This window comes from Isoptericola sp. NPDC058082, from assembly GCF_042885055.1.
Classification (GTDB): Bacteria; Actinomycetota; Actinomycetes; order Actinomycetales; family Cellulomonadaceae; genus Isoptericola.
The window spans coordinates 1-18,248 of record NZ_JBHVSQ010000009.1 but is presented as its reverse complement, the minus strand read 5'-3'; the positions used below and the strand labels follow the sequence as shown (position 1 = coordinate 18,248).

The 18,248-nt window shown below is 68.8% G+C and carries 31 protein-coding genes; all 31 read left to right on the top strand.

From position 1 onward, the window contains the following. Positions 1 to 20: 20 nt before the first annotated feature. On the top strand, positions 21 to 1,217 hold the full coding sequence (gene tuf / locus ACFVS0_RS13375; RefSeq protein ID WP_430550504.1) for an elongation factor Tu: 1,197 nt from the start codon (positions 21 to 23) through the stop codon (positions 1,215 to 1,217). A gap of 470 nt (positions 1,218 to 1,687) precedes the next feature. Then, a complete protein-coding gene (gene rpsJ / locus ACFVS0_RS13370; RefSeq protein ID WP_013837837.1) occupies positions 1,688 to 1,996 on the top strand; it encodes a 30S ribosomal protein S10 in 309 nt (102 codons plus the stop codon). 13 nt (positions 1,997 to 2,009) lie between these two features. Next, positions 2,010 to 2,663, top strand: a complete 654-nt coding sequence (rplC, locus tag ACFVS0_RS13365) for a 50S ribosomal protein L3 (RefSeq protein WP_430550503.1) — start codon at positions 2,010 to 2,012, stop codon at positions 2,661 to 2,663. A gap of 4 nt (positions 2,664 to 2,667) precedes the next feature. Next, positions 2,668 to 3,366: a 50S ribosomal protein L4 gene (rplD, locus tag ACFVS0_RS13360; RefSeq protein ID WP_430550502.1), complete on the top strand. Its 699-nt coding sequence runs from the start codon at positions 2,668 to 2,670 to the stop codon at positions 3,364 to 3,366. Continuing rightward, on the top strand, positions 3,363 to 3,665 hold the full coding sequence (gene rplW, locus ACFVS0_RS13355) for a 50S ribosomal protein L23 (RefSeq protein WP_079572420.1): 303 nt from the start codon (positions 3,363 to 3,365) through the stop codon (positions 3,663 to 3,665). The genes rplD and rplW overlap by 4 nt, the downstream gene beginning before the upstream one ends. A 29-nt stretch (positions 3,666 to 3,694) precedes the next feature. Next, positions 3,695 to 4,531: a 50S ribosomal protein L2 gene (rplB, locus tag ACFVS0_RS13350; protein ID WP_430550501.1), complete on the top strand. Its 837-nt coding sequence runs from the start codon at positions 3,695 to 3,697 to the stop codon at positions 4,529 to 4,531. A 15-nt stretch (positions 4,532 to 4,546) separates the two neighbouring features. Continuing rightward, positions 4,547 to 4,828: a 30S ribosomal protein S19 gene (gene rpsS, locus ACFVS0_RS13345; RefSeq protein ID WP_075829208.1), complete on the top strand. Its 282-nt coding sequence runs from the start codon at positions 4,547 to 4,549 to the stop codon at positions 4,826 to 4,828. A gap of 58 nt (positions 4,829 to 4,886) precedes the next feature. After that, positions 4,887 to 5,255, top strand: coding sequence for a 50S ribosomal protein L22 (rplV, locus tag ACFVS0_RS13340; protein WP_079572426.1), 369 nt, complete (start codon positions 4,887 to 4,889; stop codon positions 5,253 to 5,255). Continuing rightward, positions 5,255 to 6,091: a 30S ribosomal protein S3 gene (rpsC, locus tag ACFVS0_RS13335; RefSeq protein WP_430588240.1), complete on the top strand. Its 837-nt coding sequence runs from the start codon at positions 5,255 to 5,257 to the stop codon at positions 6,089 to 6,091. Before rplV ends, rpsC begins: the two co-directional genes overlap by 1 nt. 3 nt (positions 6,092 to 6,094) lie before the next feature. Further along, the gene (gene rplP / locus ACFVS0_RS13330; protein WP_380244191.1) at positions 6,095 to 6,514 is read left to right on the top strand and encodes a 50S ribosomal protein L16; all 420 of its coding nucleotides are present in this window, start codon (positions 6,095 to 6,097) and stop codon (positions 6,512 to 6,514) included. Beyond that, positions 6,514 to 6,753, top strand: coding sequence for a 50S ribosomal protein L29 (rpmC, locus tag ACFVS0_RS13325; protein WP_430550499.1), 240 nt, complete (start codon positions 6,514 to 6,516; stop codon positions 6,751 to 6,753). The genes rplP and rpmC overlap by 1 nt, the downstream gene beginning before the upstream one ends. Positions 6,754 to 6,760: 7 nt before the next feature. Beyond that, entirely contained in the window at positions 6,761 to 7,051 is a 291-nt protein-coding gene (rpsQ, locus tag ACFVS0_RS13320; RefSeq protein ID WP_429764762.1) for a 30S ribosomal protein S17, read from the top strand. A 145-nt stretch (positions 7,052 to 7,196) separates the two neighbouring features. Further along, positions 7,197 to 7,565, top strand: coding sequence for a 50S ribosomal protein L14 (gene rplN, locus ACFVS0_RS13315; RefSeq protein ID WP_079572436.1), 369 nt, complete (start codon positions 7,197 to 7,199; stop codon positions 7,563 to 7,565). Positions 7,566 to 7,567: 2 nt separating this feature from the next. Then, positions 7,568 to 7,909 carry a 50S ribosomal protein L24 gene (gene rplX, locus ACFVS0_RS13310; RefSeq protein WP_430550498.1) on the top strand — a complete coding sequence of 114 codons (342 nt, stop codon included), beginning with the start codon at positions 7,568 to 7,570 and terminating at the stop codon, positions 7,907 to 7,909. Beyond that, complete coding sequence (gene rplE / locus ACFVS0_RS13305; protein WP_430550497.1) at positions 7,909 to 8,484, top strand: 50S ribosomal protein L5; 576 nt, start codon at positions 7,909 to 7,911, stop codon at positions 8,482 to 8,484. The genes rplX and rplE overlap by 1 nt, the downstream gene beginning before the upstream one ends. A 1-nt stretch (position 8,485) precedes the next feature. Then, on the top strand, positions 8,486 to 8,671 hold the full coding sequence (locus ACFVS0_RS13300) for a type Z 30S ribosomal protein S14 (protein WP_430550496.1): 186 nt from the start codon (positions 8,486 to 8,488) through the stop codon (positions 8,669 to 8,671). A 73-nt stretch (positions 8,672 to 8,744) separates the two neighbouring features. Continuing rightward, positions 8,745 to 9,143 carry a 30S ribosomal protein S8 gene (rpsH, locus tag ACFVS0_RS13295; protein ID WP_430550495.1) on the top strand — a complete coding sequence of 133 codons (399 nt, stop codon included), beginning with the start codon at positions 8,745 to 8,747 and terminating at the stop codon, positions 9,141 to 9,143. A gap of 20 nt (positions 9,144 to 9,163) precedes the next feature. Continuing rightward, positions 9,164 to 9,700 carry a 50S ribosomal protein L6 gene (rplF, locus tag ACFVS0_RS13290; RefSeq protein ID WP_430550494.1) on the top strand — a complete coding sequence of 179 codons (537 nt, stop codon included), beginning with the start codon at positions 9,164 to 9,166 and terminating at the stop codon, positions 9,698 to 9,700. Further along, positions 9,700 to 10,071 (top strand): 50S ribosomal protein L18, encoded by a 372-nt coding sequence (gene rplR, locus ACFVS0_RS13285; RefSeq protein ID WP_429727854.1) that lies wholly within the window; start codon positions 9,700 to 9,702, stop codon positions 10,069 to 10,071. Before rplF ends, rplR begins: the two co-directional genes overlap by 1 nt. Before the next feature lie 43 nt (positions 10,072 to 10,114). Beyond that, positions 10,115 to 10,792, top strand: a complete 678-nt coding sequence (gene rpsE, locus ACFVS0_RS13280) for a 30S ribosomal protein S5 (RefSeq protein WP_079572450.1) — start codon at positions 10,115 to 10,117, stop codon at positions 10,790 to 10,792. Beyond that, complete coding sequence (rpmD, locus tag ACFVS0_RS13275; protein ID WP_079573239.1) at positions 10,792 to 10,974, top strand: 50S ribosomal protein L30; 183 nt, start codon at positions 10,792 to 10,794, stop codon at positions 10,972 to 10,974. The genes rpsE and rpmD overlap by 1 nt, the downstream gene beginning before the upstream one ends. 2 nt (positions 10,975 to 10,976) lie before the next feature. Next, positions 10,977 to 11,441, top strand: coding sequence for a 50S ribosomal protein L15 (rplO, locus tag ACFVS0_RS13270; RefSeq protein WP_430550493.1), 465 nt, complete (start codon positions 10,977 to 10,979; stop codon positions 11,439 to 11,441). A gap of 304 nt (positions 11,442 to 11,745) precedes the next feature. After that, positions 11,746 to 13,044 (top strand): preprotein translocase subunit SecY, encoded by a 1,299-nt coding sequence (gene secY / locus ACFVS0_RS13265; protein WP_430550492.1) that lies wholly within the window; start codon positions 11,746 to 11,748, stop codon positions 13,042 to 13,044. Positions 13,045 to 13,145: 101 nt separating this feature from the next. Continuing rightward, positions 13,146 to 13,703 carry an adenylate kinase gene (locus tag ACFVS0_RS13260; RefSeq protein ID WP_430550765.1) on the top strand — a complete coding sequence of 186 codons (558 nt, stop codon included), beginning with the start codon at positions 13,146 to 13,148 and terminating at the stop codon, positions 13,701 to 13,703. Between the two features lie 13 nt (positions 13,704 to 13,716). Next, positions 13,717 to 14,601: a type I methionyl aminopeptidase gene (gene map / locus ACFVS0_RS13255; protein ID WP_430588239.1), complete on the top strand. Its 885-nt coding sequence runs from the start codon at positions 13,717 to 13,719 to the stop codon at positions 14,599 to 14,601. A gap of 240 nt (positions 14,602 to 14,841) precedes the next feature. Then, positions 14,842 to 15,063 carry a translation initiation factor IF-1 gene (infA, locus tag ACFVS0_RS13250; RefSeq protein ID WP_012867920.1) on the top strand — a complete coding sequence of 74 codons (222 nt, stop codon included), beginning with the start codon at positions 14,842 to 14,844 and terminating at the stop codon, positions 15,061 to 15,063. A gap of 70 nt (positions 15,064 to 15,133) precedes the next feature. Further along, positions 15,134 to 15,247, top strand: coding sequence for a 50S ribosomal protein L36 (rpmJ, locus tag ACFVS0_RS13245; RefSeq protein ID WP_009740505.1), 114 nt, complete (start codon positions 15,134 to 15,136; stop codon positions 15,245 to 15,247). 194 nt (positions 15,248 to 15,441) lie between these two features. Then, on the top strand, positions 15,442 to 15,816 hold the full coding sequence (gene rpsM / locus ACFVS0_RS13240) for a 30S ribosomal protein S13 (RefSeq protein ID WP_430550490.1): 375 nt from the start codon (positions 15,442 to 15,444) through the stop codon (positions 15,814 to 15,816). 74 nt (positions 15,817 to 15,890) lie between these two features. Further along, positions 15,891 to 16,295, top strand: coding sequence for a 30S ribosomal protein S11 (gene rpsK, locus ACFVS0_RS13235; RefSeq protein WP_380321664.1), 405 nt, complete (start codon positions 15,891 to 15,893; stop codon positions 16,293 to 16,295). Positions 16,296 to 16,456: 161 nt separating this feature from the next. Beyond that, positions 16,457 to 17,473, top strand: coding sequence for a DNA-directed RNA polymerase subunit alpha (locus tag ACFVS0_RS13230; protein WP_429727860.1), 1,017 nt, complete (start codon positions 16,457 to 16,459; stop codon positions 17,471 to 17,473). Between the two features lie 76 nt (positions 17,474 to 17,549). Beyond that, positions 17,550 to 18,107, top strand: a complete 558-nt coding sequence (gene rplQ / locus ACFVS0_RS13225) for a 50S ribosomal protein L17 (protein WP_430550489.1) — start codon at positions 17,550 to 17,552, stop codon at positions 18,105 to 18,107. Positions 18,108 to 18,248: the final 141 nt, after the last annotated feature.

The window sequence follows — 18,248 nt, the reverse complement described above, 5'->3', positions numbered from 1 at the left end:
CAAGTCCCAGGAGGACCCCAGTGGCTAAGGCCAAGTTCGAGCGGACCAAGCCGCACGTCAACATCGGCACGATCGGGCACGTCGACCACGGCAAGACGACGCTGACCGCCGCGATCTCGAAGACGCTTGCGGACACGTACCCCGACCTGCCGGCGAACACGCAGCGCAACTTCGACGAGATCGACGCCGCGCCGGAGGAGAAGCAGCGCGGTATCACGATCAACATCGCGCACATCGAGTACGAGACGCCCAAGCGTCACTACGCGCACGTCGATGCTCCGGGTCACGCCGACTACATCAAGAACATGATCACCGGTGCCGCCCAGATGGACGGCGCGATCCTGGTGGTCGCGGCGACCGACGGTCCGATGGCCCAGACGCGCGAGCACGTGCTGCTGGCCCGCCAGGTGGGCGTGCCCTACCTGCTGGTCGCGCTGAACAAGGCCGACATGGTCGACGACGAGGAGATCCTCGAGCTCGTCGAGATGGAGGTCCGCGAGCTGCTGTCGTCGCAGGAGTTCGACGGCGACAACGCTCCGGTCGTGCGCGTCTCCGGCCTCAAGGCCCTCGAGGGTGACCCCGAGTGGACCAAGAAGGTCCTGGAGCTCATGGAGGCCGTGGACGAGAACGTCCCCGACCCGGTTCGCGAGCTCGACAAGCCCTTCCTCATGCCGATCGAGGACGTCTTCACCATCACCGGCCGCGGCACCGTCGTGACCGGCAAGGTGGAGCGTGGCACGCTCGACGTCAACTCCGAGGTCGAGATCGTCGGTATCCGCCAGCCGCAGAAGACCACGGTCACCGGTATCGAGACGTTCCACAAGCAGATGGACCAGGCCCAGGCCGGCGACAACACCGGTCTGCTCCTGCGTGGCATCAAGCGCGAGGACGTCGAGCGCGGCCAGGTCGTCGTGAAGCCGGGTTCGATCACCCCGCACACCGACTTCGAGGCTCAGGTCTACATCCTGGGCAAGGACGAGGGTGGCCGTCACAACCCGTTCTACTCGAACTACCGTCCGCAGTTCTACTTCCGCACCACGGACGTCACCGGTGTCATCACGCTGCCCGAGGGCACCGAGATGGTCATGCCGGGCGACAACACCGAGATGACGGTCGCGCTGATCCAGCCGATCGCCATGGAGGAGGGCCTCGGCTTCGCCATCCGTGAGGGTGGCCGCACGGTCGGTTCCGGCCGTGTCACCAAGATCATCAAGTGACCTGCTGACCCTCAGCTGATCACCTGAGCGCAGGAGGCCCGGGCCCTGTACGGGGCCCGGGCCTCCGGTGCGTCCGGCGTCACAGCGGGAGAACCTCGTTCCGGCTTGGAATCACGGGGTTCCCTGTGGCAAGATGTTCAGGTTGCCTGTCACGGGCGCGTTCTTTCTCGTGTCGAACAGTGTGTAGCACCACGGTGCGTGCACCGGTCCGGTCTCCCGGAGCGGTCCACCCGCCTGGAGCGGTCCCCCTCCCTCAGGGAGGGGTCGCGGGGTTGCCGGCTGTCGACGCGCATGAGCGCCCCGCGGGACACACGTCTCGACAGGCCAGACAAACGTCGTGGTCCGCCTCGCGGACCACAATCAACGGCCCCACGCCGGTTCGGTGTGTGCCCGGGTGCGTCGCCTAACGCGACACGCCCGAGCGCGGGGGTCGGACAGTAGCGGTTCGAGAGAGAGAGTCAGACGACGCCATGGCGGGACAGAAGATCCGCATCCGGCTCAAGTCCTACGACCACGAGGTCATCGACAGCTCGGCGCGCAAGATCGTCGACACGGTGACGCGCGCTGGTGCGACGGTCGTGGGTCCGGTGCCGCTGCCGACGGAGAAGAACGTCTTCACCGTCATCCGGTCGCCTCACAAGTACAAGGACAGCCGCGAGCACTTCGAGATGCGCACGCACAAGCGGCTCATCGACATCATCGATCCCACGCCGAAGGCCGTCGACTCGCTCATGCGGATCGACCTGCCTGCCGACGTGAACATCGAGATCAAGCTCTGAGGCTGGGATAGATATGACCAACCAGCAGAAGAACGTGACCGCGGTGCTCGGCACCAAGCTCGGCATGACGCAGCTGTGGGACGACGCGGGTCGCCTCGTCCCCGTCACCGTCGTGGCCGTCCCGACCAACGTCGTGACGCAGGTTCGCGCCGCGGACGCCGACGGCTACGCCGCCGTGCAGCTCGCCGCCGGCCAGATCGACCCGCGCAAGGTCACCAAGCCGCTCAAGGGCCACTTCGAGAAGGCCGGCGTCACGCCGCGTCGTCACGTCGCCGAGGTCCGCACCGAGGACGCCGCCGAGTACACGCTCGGCCAGGAGATCACCGCCGCCGCCTTCGAGGCCGGCACCGTGGTCGACGTCGTCGGCACCACCAAGGGCAAGGGCACCGCCGGTGTCATGAAGCGTCACGGCTTCTCCGGCGTCGGCGCCTCCCACGGTGCCCACCGCAACCACCGCAAGGCCGGCTCGATCGGTGGCGCCTCGACGCCGTCGCGCGTGTTCAAGGGTCTGCGGATGGCCGGTCGCATGGGCCACGAGCGCATGACCGTCCAGAACCTGACCGTCCACGCGGTCGACGCCGAGAAGGGTCTGCTGCTCGTCAAGGGCGCAGTTCCCGGCCCCAAGGGTGGCGTCGTCGTCGTGCGTACCGCTGCGAAGGGTGCGTGACCCCATGGCCAACCAGACCGTCGACGTGCTCGACGCCCAGGGCAAGAAGGCCGGCACCGCCGACCTTCCCGCCGAGGTGTTCGACGTCGCAACCAACGTCCCGCTGATCCACCAGGTGGTCGTGGCGCAGCGCGCCGCCGCCCGCCAGGGCACGCACGCCACCAAGACCCGCGGCGAGGTCCGCGGCGGTGGCCGCAAGCCGTACAAGCAGAAGGGCACCGGCCGCGCCCGTCAGGGTTCGACCCGCGCCCCGCAGTTCGCCGGCGGTGGCACCGTCCACGGCCCGCAGCCGCGCAAGTACGACCAGCGGACCCCGAAGAAGATGAAGGCCGCCGCTCTCCGCGGTGCCCTGTCCGACCGGGCTCGCGCCGGCCGTGTCCACGTGGTCTCCGGCTTCGGTCTCGACGGTGCGCCGTCGACCAAGACCGCGGTCAAGACGCTCGCCGCGCTCACCGAGCGCACCCACGTCCTCGTGGTCACCGAGCGCTCGGACGAGCTGACGATCCTGTCGCTCCGCAACGTCGAGCAGGTCCACCTGCTGACCGCGGACCAGCTCAACACCTACGACGTGCTCGTCTCCGACGACGTCGTCTTCACCGAGGGCGCGCTCGCCGCGTTCCTCGCCGGCCCGGCCACGGGCAAGAGCGTGAAGGCCGTCGCCACGGAGTCCGAGGCGGCCGAGACCGAGGAGGCCACCAAGTGACCGCCGTGACGAAGGACCCGCGCGACATCCTGATCGCGCCGGTCGTCTCCGAGAAGTCCTACAACCTCCTCGACGAGGGCAAGTACACCTTCGTCGTGGACCCGCGGGCCAACAAGACCGAGATCAAGATCGCGGTCGAGCAGGTCTTCGGCGTCAAGGTCGACTCGGTCAACACGATCAACCGCAAGGGCAAGGCGCGTCGCACGCGCTTCGGCCTGGGCAAGCGCAAGGACACGAAGCGCGCGATCGTGACCCTCCGTGAGGGCACGATCGACATCTTCGGCGGTCCGGCTTCCTGAGGCGCAGAGAGCAGATCGAGGACTAACCCATGGGAATCCGTAAGTACAAGCCGACGACGCCCGGACGCCGCGGCTCCAGCGTCGCCGACTTCGTCGAGATCACGCGCTCCGAGCCGGAGAAGTCTCTGGTCCGTCCGCTGTCCAAGACGGGTGGGCGCAACAACTCCGGTCGCATCACGACCCGTCACAAGGGCGGTGGCCACAAGCGTGCCTACCGCGTGATCGACTTCCGTCGTCACGACAAGGACGGCGTGCCCGCCAAGGTCGCGCACATCGAGTACGACCCGAACCGCACGGCTCGGATCGCGCTCCTGCACTACGCGGACGGCACGAAGCGCTACATCATCGCGCCGAACAAGCTGTCGCAGGGCGACGTCGTCGAGGCCGGTGCCGGCGCCGACATCAAGCCCGGCAACAACCTGCCGCTGCGCAACATCCCGACCGGTACGGTCATCCACGCCGTCGAGCTCCGCCCCGGTGGCGGCGCGAAGATCGCCCGCTCCGCGGGTGCCTCCGTGCAGCTCGTCGCGAAGGACGGCCCGTACGCGCAGCTGCGCATGCCGTCCGGCGAGATCCGCAACGTCGACCTGCGCTGCCGCGCCACGGTCGGCGAGGTGGGCAACGCCGAGCAGTCGAACATCAACTGGGGCAAGGCCGGCCGCATGCGGTGGAAGGGCGTCCGCCCGACCGTCCGTGGCGTGGTCATGAACCCGGTCGACCACCCGCACGGTGGTGGTGAGGGCAAGACCTCCGGTGGTCGCCACCCGGTCAGCCCGTGGGGCCAGCCCGAGGGCCGGACCCGCCGCCCGAACAAGCCGAGCGACAAGCTGATCGTCCGCCGTCGCCGCACCGGCAAGAAGCGCTGAAAAGGAGCCTGACAGATGCCTCGTAGCCTGAAGAAGGGCCCCTTCGTCGACGACCACCTGCAGAAGAAGGTGGACGCTCAGAACGAGAAGGGGACCAAGAACGTCATCAAGACCTGGTCCCGTCGGTCGGTCATCACGCCCGACTTCCTCGGTCACACCTTCGCCGTGCACGACGGCCGGAAGCACACCCCGGTCTTCGTCACCGAGGCGATGGTCGGCCACAAGCTCGGCGAGTTCGCTCCCACGCGAACCTTCCGCGGCCACGTGAAGGACGACAAGAAGGGCCGTCGCCGCTGACCCCCGGGTCAGCCAGGCGACAGGCCCCGACGGTCTGAGAAAAGGAAGCAGGACAGCAATGGAAGCCAAGGCGCAGGCGCGGTTCGTCCGTGTCACGCCCCAGAAGGCCCGGCGCGTCGTGGACCTCATCCGTGGCAAGCAGGCCGCCGAGGCCGTCGCGGTGCTGAAGTTCGCGCCGCAGGCGGCGAGCGAGCCGATCCGCAAGGTTGTGGAGAGCGCCGTCGCGAACGCCCGGGTGAAGGCCGACCGCGCCAGCGAGCGCTTCGACGAGACGGAGCTCTTCGTCTCGGCGGCGTTCGTCGACGAGGGGCCGACGCTCAAGCGGTTCCGTCCGCGGGCGCAGGGGCGTGCGAGCCAGATCCTCAAGCGCACCAGCCACATCACCGTGGTCGTCGCACCGCGTGAGCAGAAGGAAGGGGCCCGATAGTGGGGCAGAAGGTTCACCCGCACGGGTACCGCCTCGGCATCACCACCGACCACCGGTCGCGCTGGTTCGCCGACAGCACCAAGCCTGGTCAGCGGTACCGCGACTACGTCCGCGAGGACGTGGCGATCCGCAAGCTCATGAGCACCGGTCTCGAGCGGGCCGGCATCTCCAAGGTCGAGGTCGAGCGCACCCGCGACCGCGTCCGCGTGGACATCCACACGGCGCGTCCGGGCATCGTCATCGGCCGCCGAGGTGCTGAGGCCGACCGCATCCGCGGCGAGCTCGAGAAGCTCACGGGCAAGCAGGTCCAGCTCAACATCCTCGAGGTCAAGAACGCGGAGATCGACGCGCAGCTGGTCGCGCAGGGCATCGCCGAGCAGCTCGCGAGCCGCGTCTCGTTCCGCCGCGCCATGCGCAAGGGCATCCAGTCCGCGCAGCGCGCCGGCGCCAAGGGCATCCGGGTCCAGGTCTCGGGCCGTCTCGGCGGCGCCGAGATGAGCCGGTCGGAGTTCTACCGCGAGGGTCGTGTGCCGCTGCACACGCTGCGCGCGTACATCGACTACGGCTTCTTCGAGGCCCGCACCACCTTCGGCCGTATCGGCGTGAAGGTGTGGATCTACAAGGGCGACATGACCGAGAAGGAGTTCGCCGCGCAGCAGGCGACCGCCGCCCCCCGTGGGGGTCGTGGTGGTCGTCCGGAGCGCGGGGAGCGCCGCGGTGGCGGTCGTCGCCCCGAGCGTCAGGCCCAGCCGGCCGTAGAGAGCGCCCCCGCGTCCGACGCGGCCCAGGCGCCGGCCGAGGCGGCTGCGGCCCCCGAGTCCGGAACGGAGGCCTGAGTCATGCTGATCCCCCGCAGGCTCAAGCACCGCAAGCAGCACCACCCGAAGCGCTCCGGCGCGGCCAAGGGTGGCACCACGATCGCGTTCGGCGACTTCGGCATCCAGGCTCTCGAGCCCGCCTACGTCACCAACCGTCAGATCGAGGCTGCTCGTATCGCGATGACCCGCCACATCAAGCGTGGCGGCAAGGTCTGGATCAACATCTACCCGGACCGTCCCCTGACCAAGAAGCCCGCCGAGACCCGCATGGGTTCCGGCAAGGGCTCGCCCGAGTGGTGGGTCGCCAACGTCAAGCCCGGCCGGATCGTCTTCGAGCTGGCCGGCGTCGACGAGGAGCTGGCCCGTGAGGCCATGCGCCGCGCGATCCACAAGCTCCCGATGAAGTGCCGTTTCGTGGTGCGCGAGGGTGGTGCGAACTGATGGCAGTCGGAACCAAGGGCATGACCCCCGCTGACCTCGACGGGTTCGACGACGAGAAGCTGGTCGCCGAGCTGAAGAAGGCCAAGGAGGAGCTCTTCAACCTCCGTTTCCAGTCGGCCACCGGCCAGCTGGAGTCCCACGGTCGGATCAAGGCCGTCAAGCGCGACATCGCGCGGATCTACACGGTCCTGCACGAGCGCGAGCTCGGTATCCGCACGGCCCCGAGCGTGAGTGAGTGAGGCATCGATGAGCGAGAACACCAACGCGGTGGCCGCTGAGACGACCGAGCGCAGCACGCGCAAGGTCCGTCGTGGCTACGTCGTCAGCGACAAGATGGAGAAGACCATCGTCGTCGAGGTCGAGGACCGCAAGAAGCACCCCCTGTACGGCAAGGTCCTGCGCACCACCACCAAGGTGAAGGCGCACGACGAGCAGAACTCCGCCGGTATCGGCGACCTGGTCGAGATCATGGAGACCCGTCCGCTGTCCGCGACCAAGCGGTGGCGCCTGACGGAGATCCTCGAGAAGGCCAAGTGATCCAGAAGGTCTGGTGACCTTCGGCCGGGGCGGGACGTGACACACGTATGCGGCCCGCCCCGGCCACCACAGCAACTATCCGTTCGGCAAGGCTCGCCCGGGACAGCCTGGGACGAGAACCGGCTCGACGACAGGAGATCAATCGATGATCCAGCAGGAGTCGCGACTGCGGGTCGCCGACAACACGGGTGCCAAGGAGATTCTCTGCATCCGTGTTCTCGGTGGATCCGGCCGTCGCTACGCCGGTATCGGCGACACGATCGTCGCCACCGTCAAGGACGCGATCCCCGGCGGCAACGTGAAGAAGGGCGATGTGGTCAAGGCCGTCATCGTCCGGACCGCCAAGGAGCGCCGTCGTCCCGACGGTTCCTACATCAAGTTCGACGAGAACGCCGCCGTGATCCTCAAGAACGACGGTGAGCCCCGTGGCACCCGCATCTTCGGCCCGGTCGGGCGCGAGCTGCGCGACAAGCGGTTCATGAAGATCATCTCGCTGGCGCCGGAGGTGCTCTGACCATGGCGAAGATCAAGAAGGGCGACCAGGTGATCGTCATCGCCGGTCGCGACAAGGGCAAGACGGGCCGTGTGCTCGAGGTCCTCAAGGACACCGACCGCATCGTGGTCGAGGGCGTGCAGCGCGTCACCAAGCACGTCAAGGCCGGCCAGACGGCTCGGGGCACCCGCACGGGTGGCATCGAGACCGTCGAGGCGTCGATCCACGTCTCGAACGTGATGATCGTCGACCCGGAGTCCAAGAAGGGCACGCGCGTCGGGTTCCGTACCGAGCAGGTCGAGCGCGATGGCCGTACCCGCACCGTCCGCGTGCGCGTCGCCAAGCGTTCCGGGAAGGACATCTGATGACCGAGACCACTCTCGAGGCCCCGGCCACCCCGCGCCTCAAGCAGAAGTACCGCGAGGACATCATCGCGGCGCTGCTCGAGGAGTTCGGCCACCAGAACATCCAGCAGGTCGCCGGTCTGACGAAGATCGTCGTCAACATGGGTGTCGGTGACGCCGCGAAGGACTCCAAGCTCATCGAGGGCGCGATCCGCGACCTCACGGCGATCACGGGGCAGAAGCCCCAGGTGACCCGGGCCAAGAAGTCGATCGCGCAGTTCAAGCTGCGCGAGGGCATGCCGATCGGCGCGCACGTCACGCTGCGCGGCGACCGGATGTGGGAGTTCCTCGACCGGCTGCTGTCGATCGCGCTGCCCCGTATCCGCGACTTCCGCGGTCTGAGCCCGAAGCAGTTCGACGGGCACGGCAACTACACCTTCGGTCTCACGGAGCAGTCGATGTTCCACGAGATCGACCAGGACAAGATCGACCGCGTCCGCGGCATGGACATCACGGTCGTGACCACGGCGACGACCGATGACGAGGGCCGCTCCCTGCTGCGCCGTCTCGGCTTCCCCTTCAAGGAGCAGAACTGACATGGCGAAGAAGGCCCTGATCAACAAGGCGGCCGCCAAGCCGAAGTTCGCGGTCCGCGCCTACACCCGGTGCCAGCGGTGCGGCCGTCCGCACTCGGTCTACCGCAAGTTCGGCCTGTGCCGGATCTGCCTGCGGGAGATGGCCCACCGCGGCGAGCTCCCCGGCGTCAACAAGAGCAGCTGGTAAAACCACTACGCCGCAGGTCCGGGCGGTGCGCAAGCACTACCCGGATACCCCGGCGAGGAAGGGCTGGAGCCCAATGACCATGACAGACCCCATCGCAGACATGCTCACGCGTCTGCGTAACGCGAACTCGGCGCACCACGAGACGGTCACCATGCCGCACTCGAAGCTGAAGTCGAACATCGCGGAGATCCTGCAGGCGCAGGGGTACATCACCGGCTGGAGCGTCGAGGACGCGAAGGTCGGCAAGTCCCTCACCCTGTCCCTCAAGTACGGCCCGAGCCGCGAGCGTGCCCTCACCGGCATCCGCCGCGTCTCGAAGCCCGGCCTCCGCGTCTACGCGAAGTCCACCAACCTGCCCCAGGTCCTCGGCGGCCTCGGCGTGGCCATCCTGTCCACGTCCTCCGGCCTGCTGACGGACCGTCAGGCCCAGGCCAAGGGCGTCGGCGGCGAAGTCCTCGCCTACGTCTGGTAATCCGGAAAGGAGAAATCGCCATGTCTCGAATCGGCAAGCTTCCCGTTCCGGTCCCGGCCGGTGTGGACGTCACCATCAGCGGTGCGCTCGTGACCGTCAAGGGCCCCAAGGGGACCCTGGAGCACGCGGTGCCCGCCCCCATCACGGTCGCCCAGGACGACGCCACCCTCGTGGTGTCGCGCCCGGACGACGAGCGTGAGTCTCGTGCGCTGCACGGCCTCACCCGCACCCTCCTGGCCAACATCGTCACCGGTGTGACCCAGGGCTACGAGAAGAAGCTCGAGATCGTCGGTACCGGGTACCGCGTCGCGGCCAAGGGCCAGAGCCTGGAGTTCGCTCTCGGCTTCTCGCACCCGGTCGTCGTCACGGCGCCCGAGGGAATCACCTTCGCGGTGGAGAGCCCGACCAAGTTCTCGGTCGCGGGCATCGACAAGCAGCAGGTCGGCGAGGTCGCAGCGAACATCCGCAAGATCCGCAAGCCCGAGCCCTACAAGGGCAAGGGCGTGCGATACGCCGGCGAGGTCGTCCGCCGCAAGGTCGGAAAGGCTGGTAAGTGATGGCTCTCAAGGTTCTGGGCAAGGGCAAGGCCGTCGCTCGTCAGCGCCGTCACCTGCGCCTGCGCAAGAAGATCAAGGGCACCGCGGCGCGTCCGCGCCTCGTCGTGACCCGTTCGTCGCGCCACATGGTGGCGCAGGTCGTGGACGACACGGTCGGCAAGACCGTCGCTTCCGCCTCGACCCTCGAGGCCGACCTGCGCGCCCTCGACGGCGACAAGACGGCCAAGGCCCGCAAGGTCGGCGAGCTCGTCGCCGCGCGTGCCAAGGCCGCCGGCGTCGAGACCGTGGTCTTCGACCGCGGTGGCAACAAGTACCACGGTCGGGTGGCTGCGGTCGCCGACGGCGCCCGGGAAGCGGGGCTGGAGCTGTGATGGCCGACGTCCGCGAGTTCGCACGGAAGATGAGGATCCTCTGATGGCTGCAGGGCAGCGCACCGGCGCCCCCCAGGGCGCCAACGAGTCCAACAAGACCGACGGCCGCCGCGGCGGCGGTGGCGGTCGTCGTGACGACCGCCGTGGCGGTGGCCGCGACCAGGCCGACAAGAACGCCTTCGTCGAGCGCGTGGTGACGATCAACCGCGTCTCGAAGGTCGTCAAGGGCGGTCGTCGCTTCAGCTTCACCGCGCTGGTCGTGGTGGGCGACGGCGACGGCACCGTCGGTGTCGGCTACGGCAAGGCCAAGGAGGTGCCCGCGGCGATCGCCAAGGGTGTCGAGGAGGCGAAGAAGAACTTCTTCCGCGTCCCGCGCATCCAGGGCACCATCCCTCACCCCATCCAGGGTGAGGAGGCCGCCGGCGTCGTGTTCCTGCGTCCGGCCTCGCCGGGTACCGGTGTGATCGCCGGTGGTCCGGTGCGCGCCGTGCTGGAGTGCGCCGGCATCCACGACGTGCTGAGCAAGTCGCTCGGCTCGTCCAACTCGATCAACATCGTGCACGCGACCGTCGCGGCCCTCAAGGGCCTCGAGGAGCCGGCGGCCGTGGCCGCCCGCCGTGGCCTGCCGCTCGAGGACGTGGCTCCGGCCGCGCTCCTGCGTGCGCAGGCTGCCGGACTTGCCGCCAAGGCGGAGAAGGCCGGCGAGAAGGTGGGTGCGTGATGCCTCGACTGAAGGTCACCCAGGTCAAGTCCGCCATCGGCGGCAAGCAGAACCAGCGTGACACGCTGCGGACCCTCGGCCTCAAGCGGATCGGCGACACCGCCGTGAAGGAGGACCGTCCGGAGATCCGTGGCATGGTCACCACGGTGGCGCACCTCGTCACCGTCGAGGAGGTCGAGTGATCATGGCCGACAACACCGAGAAGTCGCAGCCGCTCAAGGTCCACCACCTGCGTCCGGCCCCCGGCGCCAAGACCGCCAAGACCCGTGTGGGTCGTGGCGAGGCGTCGAAGGGCAAGACGGCGGGTCGCGGTACCAAGGGCACGAAGGCTCGCTACCAGGTTCCCGCCGGCTTCGAGGGTGGGCAGATGCCTCTGCACATGCGCCTCCCGAAGCTGCGCGGGTTCAAGAACCCGTTCCGCGTCGAGTACCAGGTCGTCAACCTGGACAAGCTCGCCGCGCTGTACCCCGAGGGTGGCTCCGTCACCGTCGAGGGCCTCGTCGCCAAGGGCGCGGTCCGCAAGGGCCAGCCGGTGAAGGTGCTCGGCAACGGCGAGATCACCGTCAAGCTGGACGTCACGGTCGACCGCGTCTCCGGCTCCGCCAAGGACAAGATCCTGGCGGCCGGCGGCACGGTCTCCGAGGACTGACATCCGCATCAGGGCCGGCGGCGCACACGCGCTGCCGGCCCTGTGTGCTCCCGGCGTGCTGGCGCGGGCCAGCTCTCCGCGACGGCGTGTGGTCTGGATCACTGGTCCCGGCCACGTAGAATCCGTCACGGTCCGCGCCACGCACCTGATCCGGGTGACGGCGAGGCCGGGTTCTCCCCGGTCGGACCTTGACCGAGTCGGCGTGACGGCGGCGTGGCCCACGGGCCGCGGTGCCGGGAGCTCGCGCCACACCTCGCCGATCCCCGGCGACACGACAACCCGCCGCGGCGGGCCAGGAGGATAGGTGCTCAGCGCATTCGGCCGGGCTTTCCGGACACCGGACCTGCGGCGCAAGCTGCTGTTCACGATCGCGATCATGGCGCTCTTCCGGGTGGGGTCGCTCGTGCCCACACCCGGCGTCGACTACGGCAACGTCCAGCAGTGCGTCGCGGCCCTCGAGGGCAGCACCTCGCTGCTCGGCCTCGTGAACGTCTTCAGCGGTGGCGCGCTGCTGCAGCTGTCGATCTTCGCGCTCGGCATCATGCCGTACATCACCGCGAGCATCATCGTGCAGCTGCTGCGCGTCGTCATCCCTCGGTTCGAGGCCCTGCACAAGGAGGGCCAGTCGGGGCAGGCGAAGCTGACGCAGTACACGCGCTACCTGACGATCGCCCTGGCGATCCTGCAGTCGACGACGATCATCACGACCGCGCGCACGGGGATGCTCTTCCAGGGCTGCCCCGTCGACGTGATCACGGACGACAGCTTCATGACCGCCACGCTGATGGTCGTCACCATGACGGCCGGTACCGGCCTGGTCATGTGGCTCGGCGAGATGATCACCGAGCGCGGCGTCGGCAACGGCATGTCCCTGCTGATCTTCACGTCGATCGCGGCGAGCTTCCCGTCGGCCCTCTGGTCGATCGCCGGCGGTTCGAACGGCCCCCTGAACTTCATCGTGATGATCCTGGTCATCGTGCTCGTCGTCGGGCTGGTCGTCTTCGTCGAGCAGTCCCAGCGCCGCATCCCGGTGCAGTACGCGAAGCGCATGGTGGGCCGCCGCATGTACGGCGGGACCAGCACCTACATCCCGATCAAGATCAACATGGCCGGCGTCATCCCGGTCATCTTCGCGGCGTCGATCCTGGCCATCCCCGGGCTGATCGCCCAGTTCGGCGAGCCGACCGCGGGCTGGGTGCTGTGGATCTCGGAGAACCTGGTCCAGCAGTCCGACCCGCTGTACATCGTGCTGTACGTGCTGATGGTCATCTTCTTCGCGTTCTTCTACACGTCGATCACGTTCAACCCGGACGAGGTCGCGGACAACATGAAGAAGTACGGCGGCTTCATCCCCGGCATCCGCGCGGGAAGGCCCACGGCCGAGTACCTCGACTACGTGATCACCCGCATCACGTCCGCGGGCTCGATCTACCTGGCCATCGTGGCCCTCATCCCCACGATCGTGCTCGTGGTGCTGGGAGTCACCACGAACATCCCGTTCGGCGGCACGTCGATCCTCATCATCGTGGGCGTCGGGCTCGAGACCGTGAAGCAGATCGACTCCCAGCTCCAGCAGCGTCATTACGAAGGGTTCCTCCGTTGACCGAGACGACCGAAGGCGGCAGCACTGCTGCCACGCCGACCACCCGCCGCGAGCTCCACGGCGCCCCCAGCGCCGAGGCGCGGGTGACGCGCCTGGTGATCATGGGGCCGCAGGGTGCGGGCAAGGGCACGCAGGCCGCGCGCCTCGCCGAGCTCTTCAGCATCCCCGCCATCTCGACGGGCGACATCTTCCGCGCCAACATCAAGGGCGGCACGGAGCTCGGGAAGCTCGCGCAGGAGTACAGCGCCAAGGGTGAGCTCGTCCCGGACGAGGTCACCGACCAGATGGTGCGCTCGCGCCTCGGCGAGGACGACGTGAAGTCCGGCTTCCTGCTCGACGGCTACCCGCGCAACGCGCACCAGGTCGAGGCGCTGGACGGCATCCTGGCCGACCTCGGCTGGGAGCTGGACGGCGTCATCGAGCTCACCGCCGCCCGCGAGGAGCTCCTGTCGCGGATCGCCAAGCGCGCCGAGATCGAGGGCCGCGAGGACGACACCCCGGAGGCGATCGCGCGCCGGCTCGACATCTACGACGAGCAGACCGCGCCCCTGACCGCCGCCTACTCCGAGCGGGGCATCCTCGCGAAGGTGGACGGCATCGGCGACGTCTCCGAGGTCACCGAGCGCATCGTCCAGGCGCTGGCCGCCGAGCTCGGCTGAGGTCCCTGACGCCATGATCTTCGGTTCGCGCGAGCGCATCGAGCTCAAGACGCCCGACCAGGTGCGCGTCATGCGGCGTGCCGGCCTGGTCGTCGCGTCGGCGCTCGACGCGGTGCGTGCCGCGGCCCGCCCGGGCCTGACGACGGCGGACCTCGACGCGGTCGCGGCGCGGGTCATCGCGGACGCGGGGGCGACGCCGTCGTTCCTCGGCTACGAGGGGTACCCCGCGACGATCTGCGTCTCCGTCTCGGAGGAAGTCATCCACGGCATCCCCGGTGGTCGCGTGCTCGAGGTCGGCGACGTCGTGTCGGTCGACTGCGGCGCGATCGTGGACGGCTGGCACGGCGACTCGGCGATCAGCCTCGTGCTGGGGCCGGACGGCGCGCTCGACGTCGAGGAGACGGCGGCGGTCGACGGTGTCGACGCGGCGGACCTCGACCTCGTCCGTGCGACGCGGACGGCCATGTGGGCGGGGATCGCCGCACTGGCCGGCGGCAAGCGGCTGGGCGACGTCGGGACCGCGGTCGAGGCCGCCGTCGAGCTGGCCGGGGGCGTCTCGGGCGTCGAGTACGGGATCGTCGAGGACTACGTGGGCCACGGCATCGGCACGGCGATGCACCAGCCGCCCGACGTCGTGAACTTCCGCACCTCGGACCGCGGCCCCCGGCTGCGGCCGGGCATGTGCCTCGCCGTCGAGCCGATGGTCACGCGGGGGAGCGGGGCGACCCGGGTCCTCGCCGACGACTGGACGGTCGTGACGCAGGACGGCTCGCGCGCCGCCCACTGGGAGCACTCCGTGGCCCTCCTCGAGGGCGGCATCAGCGTGCTGACGGCCGCCGACGGCGGACGCGCCGGTCTCGCCCCGTTCGAGGTCGTGCCCGTGCCCCTCGACGTGTGACCGACGACCGTCTGCTCACGTTCGCAGCTGCTGGTGCGATGGAGTACGATGGTCTGTCGGGTGTAGTCCGTTCGGCAGTTCCTCGAGATGCACGCGCGAGATGGTGGCGCTGCGGACCAGCACCGGCTCGACGTCACGTCGGCCGGTCGGGACGAGGGTGAGCAGGCGGCACGCACGACATCCGGACCTCCGTCACGTTGCTGACGGGCGCCCGGGGACAGACGAGAGTTAGCGGAGGACATGGCAAAGAAGGACGGCGTCATCGAGATCGAGGGCAGCGTGGTCGAGGCCCTGCCGAACGCGATGTTCCGTGTGGAGCTGGCGAACGGCCACAAGGTCCTCGCGCACATCTCGGGCAAGATGCGTCAGCACTACATCCGGATCCTCCCGGAGGACCGTGTCGTGGTCGAGCTCAGCCCGTACGACCTGTCCCGCGGTCGGATCGTCTACCGCTACAAGTAACCACCACCCCATCGAGCGCCGTCGTGGCGCCGGCACCCGCCGGCGTGCGTACGGCGGCGGAGGAACACTGATGAAGGTCAAGCCGAGCGTCAAGAAGATCTGCGACAAGTGCAAGGTGATCCGCCGGCACGGTCGCGTCATGGTGATCTGCGAGAACCTGCGCCACAAGCAGCGCCAGGGCTGATCGCAGCCACCGCCTGACGGCACTCGCTCGCCGTCGGACACAGCGCACCACCACGAACCTCGACCCGTCCTGCCGGAGCGCAAGCTCCCGGGGGGACGGGCGAGGGGAACCTCCGGTCCAGGGGCCGGGGCCCGCGGTCATCGCGGGAGGCGGTGCGGCAGACCTCTGGAAGAAGTACAGGAGCCGGAAGGCACATGGCACGTCTGATCGGCGTCGACCTCCCCCGCGACAAGCGGCTCGAGGTTGCGCTCACGTACATCTACGGCGTCGGCCGTACCCGCGCCCAGCAGACGCTGGCCGCGACCGGGATCAGCCCGGACCTGCGGGTCAAGGACCTCGGCGACGACCAGCTCGTCGCTCTCCGCGACTTCCTGGAGGGCAACTTCCAGCTCGAGGGCGACCTGCGCCGCGAGGTCGCTGCCGACATCCGCCGCAAGGTCGAGATCGGCACCTACCAGGGCCTGCGTCACCGCCGCGGCCTCCCGGTGCGCGGTCAGCGCACCAAGACCAACGCGCGCACCCGCAAGGGCCCGAAGCGCACCGTCGCGGGCAAGAAGAAGGCCCGCTGAGAGCAGTCCGTGGCGTGGTCGGCTCCCCGAGCTGAACCGCCCCGGTCCGATCAGACCAGGAGATCAGAGAACACATGCCTCCCAAGACTCGTGCCACGGCCGCGCGCAAGCCGCGTCGCAAGGACAAGAAGAACGTCCCGCTCGGCCAGGCTCACATCAAGAGCACCTTCAACAACACGATCGTCTCGATCACCGACCCGTCGGGCGCCGTGATCTCGTGGGCGTCCGCCGGCCACGTCGGCTTCAAGGGCTCCCGCAAGTCCACGCCGTACGCCGCGCAGCTCGCCGCCGAGTCGGCCGCTCGCCGCGCCCAGGAGCACGGTGTCAAGAAGGTCGACGTCTTCGTCAAGGGCCCGGGTTCCGGTCGTGAGACCGCGATCCGCTCCCTGCAGGCGACCGGCCTCGAGGTCGGCTCGATCCAGGACGTGACGCCCCAGGCGCACAACGGCTGCCGTCCCCCGAAGCGCCGCCGCGTCTGACCCTCCCGACGTCGTCGGGACCCCGGGGCCGAGGGATCGGCCCCGGGCCCGCACGACGCCGCAGCCTGCCCGGGCGGGTGGACCGAGTCCCGCCCGGGGCCGCGAGTACTCGCGGATCCGTGATGCGTCATATGGCGGACGCACACTGAAAGGACCTGACCGTGCTGATCGCACAGCGCCCCTCCCTGACCGAAGAGGTCATCTCGGAGTACCGTTCGCGCTTCTCCATCGAGCCGCTCGAGCCTGGCTTCGGCTACACGCTCGGCAACTCCCTGCGCCGGACCCTCCTGTCGTCCATCCCGGGCGCGGCCGTCACCTCCATCCGCATCGACGGAGTGCTCCACGAGTTCTCCACCGTGCCGGGTGTGAAGGAGGACGTCACCGAGATCATCCTCAACATCAAGAACCTCGTCGTCTCCTCGGAGAACGACGAGCCCGTCGTGATGTACCTGCGCAAGACGGGTGCGGGCGTGGTCACCGCCGCGGACATCGTGCCGCCGGCGGGCGTCGAGGTGCACAACCCGGACCTGCACGTCGCCACGCTCAACGACAAGGGCAAGCTCGAGATCGAGCTCACCGTCGAGCGCGGTCGTGGCTACGTGTCCGCGGCGCAGAACAAGAACGACGAGGCCGAGATCGGTCGGATCCCCGTCGACTCGATCTACTCGCCGGTCCTCAAGGTCACCTACAAGGTCGAGGCCACGCGTGTCGAGCAGCGCACGGACTTCGACAAGCTGATCGTCGACGTCGAGACGAAGGCCGCGATCGCCCCGCGCGACGCGCTCGCCTCGGCCGGCAAGACGCTCGTCGAGCTGTTCGGTCTCGCCCGCGAGCTGAACGTCGAGGCCGAGGGCATCGAGATCGGCCCGTCGCCGACGGACTCCGCGCTGGCCGCGGACCTGGCGCTGCCGATCGAGGAGCTCAACCTCACGATCCGCTCGTACAACTGCCTCAAGCGCGAGGGCATCCACCAGGTGGGTGAGCTCGTGGCTCGCAGCGAGGCCGACCTGCTCGACATCCGCAACTTCGGTGCGAAGTCCATCAACGAGGTCAAGGAGAAGCTCGCCGAGCTGGGCCTCTCGCTGAAGGACTCGCCCCTCGACTTCGACCCGTCCAGCTCCGCGTACTTCAGCGGTGGGGACGACGAGGCCACGTACTCGGACGAGCAGTCGTACTGACGTCTCCGCGCCCGCAGCAGCCCGCTCGACCTGACCGGGCCGCGCGGTGCGGAACCACCCTCAAGGAGAACCAGAAATGCCTACCCCCACCAAGGGTCCGCGGCTCGGTGGCAGCCCGGCTCACGAGCGCCTGATCCTCGCGAACCTGTCGACGTCGCTCTTCGAGCACGGCCGCATCACGACCACGGAGACGAAGGCCAAGCGCCTGCGCCCCCTGGCCGAGCGCCTCATCACCTTCGCGAAGCGCGGCGACCTGCACGCCCGTCGCCGGGTGCTGACCGTCGTCCGCGACAAGTCCGTGGTGCACACGCTGTTCACCGAGATCGCCCCGGCCATGGCCGAGCGCAACGGTGGCTACACGCGCATCACCAAGATCGGCAACCGCAAGGGCGACAACGCGCCCATGGCGGTCATCGAGCTCGTCACCGAGCCGGTGAGCCCGAAGCAGGCCGTCGTCAAGGAGGCCACGAAGGCCACTGAGAAGGCGTCGACGAAGGCCGCCAAGGCCGAGGACGAGAAGCCCGCCAAGGACGAGGCCGCCGTCGAGGCGACCGAGGAGGCCACCGAGGCTCCGGCCGAGGCCCCCGCCGAGGACAAGGCTGACGAGAAGGCCGAGGAGACCAAGGAGGCCTGACCTCCCGCGTCCCCGCGATGACGACGAGGCCCCAGGCCACCCCCAAAAGGGGGGGGGGGCCCCCCTCTTCCCCCGCTCGGGGTTCGGTTTTTTTCTTTTTCCCCCCCCCCCCCTCCCCCCCCCCCCCCAACGTAGACCCCC

Excerpts from the sequence above, each read along its gene's own strand:
- rpsK (WP_380321664.1), top strand. The coding sequence starts at position 15,891 with ATGCCTCCCAAGACTCGTGCCACGGCCGCGCGCAAGCCGCGTCGCAAG.
- rplR (WP_429727854.1), top strand. The coding sequence starts at position 9,700 with ATGGCTCTCAAGGTTCTGGGCAAGGGCAAGGCCGTCGCTCGTCAGCGC.
- rpsH (WP_430550495.1), top strand. The coding sequence starts at position 8,745 with ATGACCATGACAGACCCCATCGCAGACATGCTCACGCGTCTGCGTAAC.
- rplV (WP_079572426.1), top strand. The coding sequence starts at position 4,887 with ATGGAAGCCAAGGCGCAGGCGCGGTTCGTCCGTGTCACGCCCCAGAAG.
- rpsS (WP_075829208.1), top strand. The coding sequence starts at position 4,547 with ATGCCTCGTAGCCTGAAGAAGGGCCCCTTCGTCGACGACCACCTGCAG.
- ACFVS0_RS13260 (WP_430550765.1), top strand. The coding sequence starts at position 13,146 with ATGGGGCCGCAGGGTGCGGGCAAGGGCACGCAGGCCGCGCGCCTCGCC.
- rplN (WP_079572436.1), top strand. The coding sequence starts at position 7,197 with ATGATCCAGCAGGAGTCGCGACTGCGGGTCGCCGACAACACGGGTGCC.
- ACFVS0_RS13300 (WP_430550496.1), top strand. The coding sequence starts at position 8,486 with ATGGCGAAGAAGGCCCTGATCAACAAGGCGGCCGCCAAGCCGAAGTTC.
- rplE (WP_430550497.1), top strand. The coding sequence starts at position 7,909 with ATGACCGAGACCACTCTCGAGGCCCCGGCCACCCCGCGCCTCAAGCAG.
- rplD (WP_430550502.1), top strand. The coding sequence starts at position 2,668 with ATGGCCAACCAGACCGTCGACGTGCTCGACGCCCAGGGCAAGAAGGCC.
- infA (WP_012867920.1), top strand. The coding sequence starts at position 14,842 with ATGGCAAAGAAGGACGGCGTCATCGAGATCGAGGGCAGCGTGGTCGAG.
- rpmJ (WP_009740505.1), top strand. The coding sequence starts at position 15,134 with ATGAAGGTCAAGCCGAGCGTCAAGAAGATCTGCGACAAGTGCAAGGTG.
- rpsE (WP_079572450.1), top strand. The coding sequence starts at position 10,115 with ATGGCTGCAGGGCAGCGCACCGGCGCCCCCCAGGGCGCCAACGAGTCC.
- rplX (WP_430550498.1), top strand. The coding sequence starts at position 7,568 with ATGGCGAAGATCAAGAAGGGCGACCAGGTGATCGTCATCGCCGGTCGC.
- rplB (WP_430550501.1), top strand. The coding sequence starts at position 3,695 with ATGGGAATCCGTAAGTACAAGCCGACGACGCCCGGACGCCGCGGCTCC.
- rplP (WP_380244191.1), top strand. The coding sequence starts at position 6,095 with ATGCTGATCCCCCGCAGGCTCAAGCACCGCAAGCAGCACCACCCGAAG.
- rpsM (WP_430550490.1), top strand. The coding sequence starts at position 15,442 with ATGGCACGTCTGATCGGCGTCGACCTCCCCCGCGACAAGCGGCTCGAG.
- rplO (WP_430550493.1), top strand. The coding sequence starts at position 10,977 with ATGGCCGACAACACCGAGAAGTCGCAGCCGCTCAAGGTCCACCACCTG.
- rpmC (WP_430550499.1), top strand. The coding sequence starts at position 6,514 with ATGGCAGTCGGAACCAAGGGCATGACCCCCGCTGACCTCGACGGGTTC.
- rplC (WP_430550503.1), top strand. The coding sequence starts at position 2,010 with ATGACCAACCAGCAGAAGAACGTGACCGCGGTGCTCGGCACCAAGCTC.
- rpsQ (WP_429764762.1), top strand. The coding sequence starts at position 6,761 with ATGAGCGAGAACACCAACGCGGTGGCCGCTGAGACGACCGAGCGCAGC.
- rpsJ (WP_013837837.1), top strand. The coding sequence starts at position 1,688 with ATGGCGGGACAGAAGATCCGCATCCGGCTCAAGTCCTACGACCACGAG.
- map (WP_430588239.1), top strand. The coding sequence starts at position 13,717 with ATGATCTTCGGTTCGCGCGAGCGCATCGAGCTCAAGACGCCCGACCAG.
- rplF (WP_430550494.1), top strand. The coding sequence starts at position 9,164 with ATGTCTCGAATCGGCAAGCTTCCCGTTCCGGTCCCGGCCGGTGTGGAC.
- rpmD (WP_079573239.1), top strand. The coding sequence starts at position 10,792 with ATGCCTCGACTGAAGGTCACCCAGGTCAAGTCCGCCATCGGCGGCAAG.
- rplQ (WP_430550489.1), top strand. The coding sequence starts at position 17,550 with ATGCCTACCCCCACCAAGGGTCCGCGGCTCGGTGGCAGCCCGGCTCAC.